General features: G+C 72.0%; 6 protein-coding genes and 1 pseudogene. 5 read left to right on the forward strand and 2 right to left on the reverse strand.

The features are described 5' to 3' along the window. Positions 1-471: pseudogene (locus tag ADK60_RS17375) on the forward strand (hypothetical protein); the annotation flags it as partial. A gap of 2 nt (positions 472-473) precedes the next feature. Here the strand turns inward: ADK60_RS17375 and ADK60_RS17380 are convergent. After that, positions 474-1,802 (reverse strand): DUF2252 domain-containing protein, encoded by a 1,329-nt coding sequence (locus ADK60_RS17380; RefSeq protein WP_053647057.1) that lies wholly within the window; start codon positions 1,800-1,802, stop codon positions 474-476. A 191-nt stretch (positions 1,803-1,993) separates the two neighbouring features. Here ADK60_RS17380 and dnaE point away from each other — a divergent pair, with 191 nt between their 5' ends. After that, a complete protein-coding gene (gene dnaE, locus ADK60_RS17385; RefSeq protein WP_053647059.1) occupies positions 1,994-5,551 on the forward strand; it encodes a DNA polymerase III subunit alpha in 3,558 nt (1,185 codons plus the stop codon). A 43-nt stretch (positions 5,552-5,594) separates the two neighbouring features. On the opposite strand, the gene ADK60_RS17390 is transcribed toward dnaE, so the two are convergent. Further along, entirely contained in the window at positions 5,595-6,482 is an 888-nt protein-coding gene (locus ADK60_RS17390; RefSeq protein ID WP_053647061.1) for a LysR family transcriptional regulator, read from the reverse strand. A 72-nt stretch (positions 6,483-6,554) separates the two neighbouring features. On the opposite strand from ADK60_RS17390, the gene ADK60_RS17395 reads away from it, so the two are divergent. From ADK60_RS17395 to ADK60_RS17405, 3 genes are all read left to right on the forward strand, one after another. Then, entirely contained in the window at positions 6,555-7,445 is an 891-nt protein-coding gene (locus ADK60_RS17395; protein ID WP_053647062.1) for a dihydrodipicolinate synthase family protein, read from the forward strand. A gap of 96 nt (positions 7,446-7,541) precedes the next feature. Then, the gene (locus ADK60_RS17400) at positions 7,542-8,588 is read left to right on the forward strand and encodes an aspartate-semialdehyde dehydrogenase (RefSeq protein ID WP_053647065.1); all 1,047 of its coding nucleotides are present in this window, start codon (positions 7,542-7,544) and stop codon (positions 8,586-8,588) included. A gap of 241 nt (positions 8,589-8,829) precedes the next feature. Continuing rightward, positions 8,830-10,104 carry an NYN domain-containing protein gene (locus ADK60_RS17405; protein ID WP_053647066.1) on the forward strand — a complete coding sequence of 425 codons (1,275 nt, stop codon included), beginning with the start codon at positions 8,830-8,832 and terminating at the stop codon, positions 10,102-10,104. Positions 10,105-10,196 lie beyond the last annotated feature (92 nt).

Consider the following 10,196-nt stretch of genomic DNA (forward strand, 5'->3'; position numbering starts at 1 on the left):
GCGCGGGATACGGGGGTGGGGGGCGATCTTCCTGAGGCCGTGGAGGGGCGGCATGAGGAGGAGGACGTCGAGGTGGAGGGCGACGTCGGGGCGCTGGTGGAGCGGCTGGAGCGGGAGTGGGTGGAGCGGCGCTGGTGCGGGCCGGTGCGGACGGCGCGGGCGTTGGCGGGGTTCGGGGCGGAAGCCAGGGGCGCGGTGTCGCTGCTGCGGCGGTTCTGGTTGTGGACGCCGCACTCGCACGAGCGGGTGGGGTATCTGGAGGCGTTGGCGGCCATTGAGCCCGCGGGGTTGGGCGGGATCTACGTGGAGTGTCTTTGGGACTGCGAGGAGGACGCGCGGCTGCTGGGGGTGAGGTGTGCGCCGGATCGACCCGAGGTGCGGGGGAGGTTGGGGTACCTCAGGGACGACGAGTTGGAGGCTGGGGGAGTCAGGGCCGCCGCCGGGGAGCGGTTGGCGGCCCTGACCCGGTAGGGCTAGAGGCCCGGGATGCGGCCGTTGCGGTAGAGGTCGACGAAGAGCTGGTGGTCGGCGCGGGCCCGGGCGCCGTACGCGTGGGCGAAGTCGACCAGCATCGCCGTGAAGCCCGCCTCGTCGCGGGTGATGGCCTCGTGGATGGCGTGCTCGGTGGAGAACGGGACCAGGGTGTGGCCGCTGGACGATTCATCGGCCGCCGCGTGCATGGTGGCGGTGGCGCGGCCCAGGTACCGGGTGACGGCGAGCAGGTCGGGGAGTTCGTTGAGGTCCCGCCAGTCGAGGTCGGTGGCGTACGGGGACACCTCGGCGACCAGTTGGCCGCGGCCGCGCAGCGTGGTGTACCCGAGCCACGGGTCGCTGTGGGACTGGAGGGCGCGCTGGGAGATGACCGTGCGGTGGCCCTCGTGCTCGAAGTAGCCGGCGATCGCCGGGTCCGTGACGTGACGCGACACGGCCGGGGTCTGGCCCTGCTTCATGTAGATGATCACGTCGTTCTCGAGGGCGTCGGTGTGGCCTTCGAGGAGGACGTTGTAGGAGGGGAGACCGGCCGAGCCGATGCCGATGCCGCGGCGGCCGACCACGTCCTTGACCCGCAGGGCGGTGGGGCTGACCCGGGAGGAGGGCGGGAGGGTGGCCAGGTACCGCTCGAAGGCGGCGAGGACCTCGGCCTTGGTGGGCTCGTCCAGTTCGAACGCGCCGCCGCCGAGGCGGAAGCGGCGGTCGTAGTCCTCGACCACCGTGTCGCCGTCGAGCAGGGAGACCCGGGTCTGCAGCCGGGCCTGCCGGAGGGTGGCGAGGATCGGGCCGGTGGCGGTGTCCAGGGTGTACGGGTCGGCGTCGCCGGAGGTGACGTGGGCGGCGATCCGGGCCCGGTACGCCTCGGCGAAGGCGGTGACCAGCTCGGTGATGGTCGTGTCCGAGAGGGCCTTGGCGTAGCCGATCAGCGCGAGCGAGGCGGCGAGCCGCTGGACGTCCCAGGTGAAGGCGCCGACGTAGGCCTCGTCGAAGTCGTTGACGTTGAACACGAGCCGGCCCTCGGCGTTGAGGTAGGTGCCGAAGTTCTCCGCGTGGAGGTCGCCGTGGATCCAGACCCGGCCGGTGCGGTCGTCGAGGAAGGGCGCGCCGTAGGAATCGAACGGGGCGGTGGTGAGGTCCGCGTAGTAGAGGGCGGCGGTGCCCCGGTAGAAGGCGAACGCGGAGGCGGCCATCTTGCGGAACTTCACCCGGAACGCCGCCGGGTCCTGGGCGAGGAGGTCGCCGAAGGCCGTGTCGAAGACGCCGAGGATGGTCTCGGCACGGTCGGTGGCGGGGGTCGGCTGGTGCGACATTCGGGATCCTTCAGGCTCGGCGGGTGGCCGGGAACAGGGCAGCCCCAGGAGGCTAGAGTAGGAGCGTGAACGTGTGAGTGCTGGTCCGGGCCCCGTGAGTGGCTCGGGCCGCAATTGTTTCCGGGCGTCCTCCGTGACCTGCGCGTTCGCCGGCCCCCCACCTGCCAGCACGAGCCTACGGAGGCCCCGCCTTGAGCGATCAGCCGTTCGCGCATCTGCACGTCCACACCGAGTACTCGATGCTGGACGGCGCAGCCCGGCTGAAGCAGATGTTCAAGGAGGTCGAGCGGCTGGGGCAGACCCATGTCGCGATGACCGACCACGGCAACATGTACGGCGCCGCGGAGTTCCACAAGCAGGCCACCGGCGCGGGCATCACCCCGGTGATCGGCATCGAGGCGTACGTCGCCCCGGAGTCCCGTTCGAACACCAAGCGGATCCTGTGGGGCCAGCCGCACCAGAAGAGGGACGACGTCTCGGCGTCCGGCGCCTACACCCACAAGACGATCTGGGCCCGGAACAAGGAGGGCCTGCACAACCTCTTCAAGCTGACCTCGCGCTCGTACTCCGAGGGCTGGCTGGTCAAGTGGCCGCGGATGGACAAGGAGCTGATCTCCGAGCTGTCCGGCGGTCTGATGGCGACCACCGGCTGCCCGTCCGGCGAGGTGCAGACCCGGCTGCGCCTCGGGCAGTTCGACGAGGCGCTGCGGTCGGCCGGCGAGTACCAGGAGATCTTCGGCAGGGAGAACTACTTCCTGGAGCTGATGGACCACGGGCTCGACATCGAGAAGCGGGTCCGGGACGGGCTGATCGAGATCGGGCGCAAGCTCGGCATCCCGCCGGTGGTCACCAACGACTCGCACTACACCACCGAGGCCGACGCCGGCGCGCACGACCTGCTGCTCTGCGTGCAGACCGGTAAGAACCTCTCCGACCCGGACCGCTTCCGGTTCGACGGCACCGGCTACTACATCAAGTCGGCCGCCGAGATGTACGCGCTGGACCAGTCGGACGCCTGGCAGGAGGGCTGCCGCAACAGCCAGCTGCTGGTGGCCTCGCGGGTCGACACCGCGGGCATGTTCGAGTTCCGCAACCTGATGCCGCGCTTCCCGATCCCGGAGGGCTTCGAGTCGGAGGCGGAGTTCTTCAGGTCGCAGGTCTGGCAGGGCATGGAGTGGCGCTTCCCGAACGGGTACGACGAGGAGCACAAGAAGCTCGCCGAGTACGAGATGGACACCATCGTCCAGATGGGGTTCCCGGCGTACTTCCTGGTGGTCGCGGACTTCATCATGTGGGCGAAGGGGCAGGGCATCGCGGTGGGCCCCGGCCGTGGTTCGGCGGCCGGCTCATTGGTCGCGTACGCCATGGGCATCACCGACCTCGACCCGATCCCGCACGGTCTGATCTTCGAGCGCTTCCTCAACCCCGAGCGCATCTCCATGCCCGATGTCGACATCGACTTCGACGAGCGCCGGCGCGGTGACGTGATCCGGTACGTGACCGAGAAGTGGGGATCCGACAAGGTCGCCATGATCGTCACCTACGGCACCATCAAGGCGAAGGCCGCCATCAAGGACTCCTCGCGGGTCCTCGGCTACCCCTACGCGATGGGTGACCGGATCACCAAGGCGATGCCGCCGGACGTCATGGGCAAGGGCATCCCGCTGTCCGGCATCACGGACAGCAGCCACCCGCGCTACAGCGAGGCGGGCGAGATCCGCGGGCTGTACGAGAACGACCCCGACGTGCGGAAGGTGATCGACACCGCGCGCGGCATCGAGGGCCTGATCCGCCAGCCCGGTGTGCACGCGGCGGGCGTCATCATGTCCGCCGAGCCGCTGACCGACCACATCCCGGTCTGGACCCGGCACACCGACGGCGTCACCATCACGCAGTTCGACTACCCCACCTGTGAGGGCCTCGGCCTTCTCAAGATGGACTTCCTCGGCCTGCGCAACCTGACGATCATGGACGACGCCGTCAAGGCGATCGAGAAGAACAAGGGCATCAAGATCAATCTTCTTGAGCTGCCCCTGGACGACAAGCCGACCTACGAACTGCTGGCCCGGGGCGACACGCTCGGCGTCTTCCAGCTCGACGGCGGCCCGATGCGCTCGCTGCTGCGGCTGATGAAGCCCGACAACTTCGAGGACATCTCCGCCGTACTGGCGCTGTACCGGCCGGGCCCGATGGGCGTCAACTCCCATACGAACTACGCGCTGCGCAAGAACGGCCAGCAGGAGATCACCCCGATCCACCGGGAGCTGGAGGAGCCCCTGGAGGAGGTGCTCCGGCCCACCTACGGCCTGATCGTCTACCAGGAGCAGGTGCAGAAGGCGGCGCAGATCCTGGCCGGCTACTCGCTCGGCCAGGCCGACCTGCTGCGCCGGGCGATGGGCAAGAAGAAGAAGGAGATCCTGGAGGCGGAGTTCGTCCCGTTCCAGAAGGGCTGCCGGGAGCGCGGCTACTCGGACGCGGCGATCCAGGCGGTGTGGGACGTCCTGGTCCCCTTCTCCGGCTACGCGTTCAACAAGGCGCACACGGCGGGGTACGGGCTGGTCTCGTACTGGACGGCTTACCTCAAGGCCAACTACCCGGCCGAGTACATGTCGGGCCTGCTGACCTCGGTCAAGGACGACAAGGACAAGTCGGCGGTCTACCTCAACGAGTGCCGCAAGATGGGCATCAACGTCCTGCCGCCGGACGTCAACGAGTCGGACGCGGACTTCACCCCGCACGGGGACACCACGGTGCGGTTCGGTCTGACCGCCATCCGCAACGTCGGCGGGCCGGTCGTGGAGTCGATGATCCGGACCAGGAGGGCCAAGGGGAAGTTCGCCTCCTTCCCGGACTTCCTGGACAAGGTGGAGTCGGTGGTCTGCAACAAGCGGACCGTCGAGTCGCTGATCAAGGCCGGCTCCTTCGACTCGCTCGGACACACCCGCAAGGGCCTGAGCGCGGAGTTCGAGCCGATGATCGACAACGTGGTGGGCATCAAGCGCAAGGAGGCGGAGGGGCAGTTCGACCTCTTCGGCGGCGACGCGACCAGCGACGAGCCGACCTTCGGGCTGGACGTGGTCTTCTCCGAGGAGGAGTGGGAGAAGTCCTTCCTGCTCGCCCAGGAGCGGGAGATGCTGGGCCTGTACGTCTCCTCGCACCCGCTGCACGGCATCGAGCACGTGCTCGCGGAGAAGGCGGACTGCGCGGTGGCGGAGCTCGCCGAGCGGCCGGACGGCTCGATCGTCACCATCGGCGGCATCATCTCGGGCCTCCAGCGGAAGATGACCAAGCAGGGCAACGCCTGGGCGATCGCGACGGTCGAGGACCTCGCGGGCTCGATCGACTGCATGTTCTTCCCGGCCAGCTACCAGCTGGTGTCCTCGCAACTGGTCGAGGACGCGGTGGTGTTCGTCCGGGGCAAGGTGGACAAGCGGGAGGACGTGCCGCGGCTGATGGGGATGGAGCTGACCGCCCCCGACCTGTCGAACGCGCACGCCGAGCCGCCGATCGTCATCATCATCCCGGACGGCAAGGTGACGCCGCCGCTGGTGGCGCGGCTCGGCGAGGTGCTGAGCAGCCACCGGGGGACGACGGAGGTCCGGGTCCGGCTGGAGGAGGAGCACCGGACGACGGTGCTGCGGCTGGACCGGCACCGGGTGAAGTCGGACCCGGCGCTGTTCGGCGACCTCAAGCAGCTGCTCGGGCCGAGCTGTCTGGCCGCCAACGGGGCGGGCGGTACGGGGAGCTGACGCTGCGGTCGGGGGCGCCGCCCGGGCTCCGGGCGGCCCCGGCTCAGGAGGAGTTGCGCAGCGGGGCCGGGACGGCGGTGTGCAGGGCGGAGACGAAGGCGGAGATCGCCGGGTGGGCCCCGGCGCCGGCCCGGAAGGCGGCGCGGGTGCGGCGGTACATCGGCAGCCGGGTGAGGACGACCCCGGGCGGGGGCCGGTCGATGCCGAGGTGGGGGACCAGGGCCACGCCCTGGCCGGCCGCCACCAGGGCGAGCACGGTGGCGAAGTCGTCGATCCGATGGCGGATCCGGGGCGCGAAGCCGGCGCTCTCGCAGGCCCGGACGGCCATGCTGTGGCACAGGGTGCCGGGCGGGGAGAGGATCCACGGTTCGGCGCGCTGGTCCGCGACGGTGCCGGGGGCGCGGGCGGCGAGGTACATCGGTTCGGTGAAGACGGGCCGGGTCATCGCCAGGCCGGGCTCCGGGTCGGCCGGGACCAGGTCGTACTCGTGCACCAGCGCGACGTCCAGCTCGCCGGCCCGCAGCGCCGCCGCGACCTCGGCCGGGTCGACCTCGGTGACCATCGGCTCCAGCCCCGGGTGCCAGCCGGCCAGTTCGGCGAGCACGGCCGGGACGATCGCGCGGGCCGCCGACGGGTAGGTGCCGATCCGCAGCGGGCCGGCCAGGCCCTCGCGGGCGTGGGCGAGTTCGGCGCCCGCCTGCTCCAGCCGTTCGAGCACGGCCTCGGCGTGCCGGACCAGGTTGCGGCCGGCGGGGGTGAGGACGACCCGGCGGCCGGTGCGTTCGAGCAGCGGGACGCCGGCCTCCTTCTCCAGTACGGACAGCTGCTGGGACACCGCCGAGGCGCTGAAGCTGAGCGCCTCGGCGACGGCGGCGATGGTGCCGAGGTGGGCGAGTTCGCGCAGCAGGCGCAGGCGTCGGACATCGAGCATCGGCCCAGCTTACGAGAAGCGTCGGAAACATGAACTGGACCTGGGGGATCGCCCGGCCGCAGGATCGTGGGCATGGAACTCAAGGGCATTCTCGTCCCCCTGGTCACCCCGTTCGCGGCCGACGGCTCGGTGGCGCTGGACGCGCTGGAGAAGCTGGCCGGCTCGCTGCTGGACGAGGGCGCGGCCGGTCTGGTCGCGCTCGGCACCACCGGCGAGCCGGCCGCGCTGACCGCGGACGAGCGGCAGGCGGTGGTCGGGGTCAGCGCGGCGGTCTGCGCCGCCAGGGGCGTGCCGCTGCTGGTCGGCGCGGGCGGGCCGGGCACCGCCCTGGCCGCCGAGGAGCTGGCCGGGCTGGCCGGGCGGGTGCCGGGGGTGGCGGGCGCGCTGGTCACCGTGCCCTCCTTCGTCCGGCCGGGCGAGGCCGGGACGGTGGCGCACTTCCGGGCGCTGGCCGAGGCCAGTTCGGTGCCGCTGGTCTTCTACCACATCCCCTACCGGACCGGGCAGCAGCTGTCGGGCGCCGCGCTGCTGGAACTGGCCGCGCTGCCCGGGGTGGTGGGCGTGAAGTACGCGACGGGCGGGGTGGACCAGGCGGCGGTGGAGCTGCTGGCCGCCGCTCCGGCCGGGTTCTCGGTGCTGGGCGGGGACGACGCGGTGCTCGCACCGCTGCTCGCGCTGGGCGCGGTCGGCGGCATCCTGGCCTCCGCCCACCTCGCCACCGCGCACTGGGTCGAGCTGGCCGAGGCGTGGCGGGCCGGGGATGCGGCGCGGGCCCGGGCACTGGGCCACCGGCTGGCCGGGCTGGCGGTGGCGGCCTTCGCGGCGCCCAACCCGGCGGTGGTCAAGGGGGTGCTGCACGCGCAGGGGCGGATCCCGACGCCGGACGTGCGGCTGCCGCTGCTGCCGGCCGGTCCGGCGGAGGTCGAGCGGGCGCTGGAACTCCTCAGTGGTCTGGACCACTGAGGACCACAGGATGGAATACCCGGCCGTCCGACGCCCGTGACAAGGCATGATGGGCGGAGTGCGGCCGTGAACGGCGACATCAAGAGGAGTAGACGGATGAAGATCGGCATTGTCGGGGCCACCGGTCAGGTCGGCGGCGTGGTCCGCGAGATCCTGGCGCAGCGCGCGGGCCTCCCGGGTGGCGTCGGCCCGGTGGAGCAGCTGCGGCTGTTCGCCTCGGCCCGCTCGGCCGGCCGCACCCTGCCCTGGCAGGGCACCGAGATCACCGTCGAGGACGCGGCCACGGCCGACTACACCGGCCTGGACATCGTGATCTTCTCCGCCGGCGGCTCCACCTCCAAGGAGCTCGCCCCCAAGGCCGCCGCCGCGGGCGCCGTCGTCATCGACAACTCCTCCGCCTGGCGCCGCGACCCCGAGGTCCCGCTGGTCGTCTCCGAGGTCAACCCGCAGGCCATCGCCGACCGCCCCAAGGGCATCGTCGCCAACCCGAACTGCACCACCATGGCGGCCATGCCGGTGCTGCGCCCGCTGCACGACGAGGCCGGCCTCGCCGCCCTGGTCGTCTCCACCTACCAGGCCGTCTCCGGCAGCGGCGTGGCCGGCGTGGCCGAGCTCCAGGACCAGGCCGCCAAGGTCGTCGACGGCGCCGCCGCGCTCGCCCACGACGGCTCCTCGGTCGAGTTCCCCGAGCCCAAGGTCTACAAGCGCCCGATCGCCTTCAACGTCGTCCCGCTGGCCGGCTCGATCGTCGAGGACGGCTCCAACGAGACCGACGAGGAGCAGAAGCTCCGCCACGAGAGCCGCAAGATCCTCGGCATCCCCGGGCTCAAGGTGGCCGGCACCTGCGTGCGCGTCCCGGTCTTCTCCGGCCACTCGCTGCAGATCAACGCCCGCTTCGAGCGTCCGATCAGCCCCGAGCGCGCGGTCGAGCTGCTCACCGGCGCCCCCGGCGTCGAGCTGAGCGAGATCCCCACCCCGCTCCAGGCCGCCGGCCAGGACCCGAGCTACGTCGGCCGGATCCGGGTCGACGAGACGGTCGAGAACGGCCTGTCGCTGTTCATCTCCAACGACAACCTGCGCAAGGGCGCCGCGCTCAACGCCGTCCAGCTGGCCGAGCTGGTCGCCGCCGAGCTCCGGGGCTGACCTGCCGCATCGCACCGAAGGGCCCCGTCCACGACCGGACGGGGCCCTTCGGCCTGTCGCGGGACAGCGGCGGAGCCCGAGGTTCGGCGGGCGGGTCAGTGGGAAAAGGTGACCCAACGATCGGGCGGCAGCGGGCACCCCCTCACCCCACCCCGCCCGGCCGCCGGGCGGAGCGCGCCCACCCCGGCACCGTCGGCCCGGCGGAGCCCCCACCCCGAGGGCGAGCGGAAAGAGGTGCGCGATGGACCGCTGTGTCGTCCTCGTGGATGCCGGATACCTGCTGGGCGCCGCCGCCAGCCTGCTCGCCGGTGACCCGTCCCGCTCCAAGGTCACCGTCGACCACATCGCGCTGATCGCCGCCCTGCGCGAACGCGCCGAGGCCGAGACCGGCCTCCCGCTGCTGCGGATCTACTGGTTCGACGCCGCGCCCGAGCGCCGCCCGATGCCCGAGCACCGGCGGCTGCGGGTGCTGCCCCGGGTCACCGTCCGGCTCGGCGCGCTCACCCGGGCCGAGGGGCGCTGGGTGCAGAAGGGCGTCGACGCCGCGATGCACGCCGAGCTCTCCGAACTCGCCCGCAACCGGGCCTGCGCCGATGTCGTGCTGATCACCGGCGACGGGGACCTGCTGCCCGGCATGATGTCCGCCAAGGAGCACGGCGTGGTCGTCCACCTCTGGGCGCTCCAGGCCGCCGACGGCGACTTCAACCAGTCCGAGGACCTGGTCGGCGAGGCCGACGAACGCCGGGTGCTGGACCGCGAGTGGATCGAAGGATCCTTCAGCCTGCGCGACACCGCCAGCGTCTTCCCCGCCCCCGGCGCCCGGCACGACATCGCCAAGATCCTCGCCGCCCCGCCCGCCGCGCCCCCGGCCGGACTGCCCGGCCCGCTGCCCGCCGAGCCGGCGCCCGGCCGTCCCGCCGCCGGGGTGCCCGCCGCGGCCGTCGCCACCGCGGTCGCCGCCGGCCCGGCCGTCGACGGACGCCCCCAGCCGGCCGCCACCGCCGTCGGGCTCAAGGTCGTCCCCACCCCCAAGGACCTCGCCGGGCGCAGCGCCGACCGGCAGGCCACCGCCGCCGACCGCCACCAGACCGGCCCGGTGCTGCGCTGGTCCTCCGACCGGGGCTGGATCGAGCGGCCCGCCCAGGAGCCCGCCGTCACCGCCGGGGACGGCCTGCCCACCCTCGCCCAGCTCACCACGGCCGAGCAGCGCTGGGCCGACCGCGAGGAGGACATCACCTCCATCGGCGGCGACGCCCACGAGGTGGGCCAGGTCTTCGCCCGCCGCTGGACCACCCGGGCCGGCGACGTCGAACGGCTCACCGTCCTGTGGCCCGACTACCCCCGGATCCCGCACCGGGTCGACGGCGAGCTGCTGCGCTACGCCGCCCGGTTCGGGCTGCTCGCGCACAAGGACGACCAGATCGACGAGCACGACCGGTACGCGATCCGGGCCGGATTCTGGAAGGAGCTCGCCGCCCGCGTCCCCGGCGGGAACCTGGTCGTGGTCGACGACTGACAGTGATGATGTTCGTGGTGATGTTGCCGGTGGGTCTGACCCATCGACTGACTGACGCTTCGGCTGTCCTGTTTCGGATTTGTCGGCCCATC

This window comes from Streptomyces sp. XY431 (genome assembly GCF_001279805.1).
GTDB lineage: Bacteria > Actinomycetota > Actinomycetes > Streptomycetales > Streptomycetaceae > Kitasatospora > Kitasatospora purpeofusca.

Bases quoted from the DNA above. Each gene is read 5' to 3' on its own strand.
- ADK60_RS17390 (WP_053647061.1), bottom strand. From the start codon at position 6,482: ATGCTCGATGTCCGACGCCTGCGCCTGCTGCGCGAACTCGCCCACCTC.
- ADK60_RS17405 (WP_053647066.1), top strand. From the start codon at position 8,830: ATGGACCGCTGTGTCGTCCTCGTGGATGCCGGATACCTGCTGGGCGCC.
- ADK60_RS17400 (WP_053647065.1), top strand. From the start codon at position 7,542: ATGAAGATCGGCATTGTCGGGGCCACCGGTCAGGTCGGCGGCGTGGTC.
- ADK60_RS17395 (WP_053647062.1), top strand. From the start codon at position 6,555: ATGGAACTCAAGGGCATTCTCGTCCCCCTGGTCACCCCGTTCGCGGCC.
- ADK60_RS17380 (WP_053647057.1), bottom strand. From the start codon at position 1,802: ATGTCGCACCAGCCGACCCCCGCCACCGACCGTGCCGAGACCATCCTC.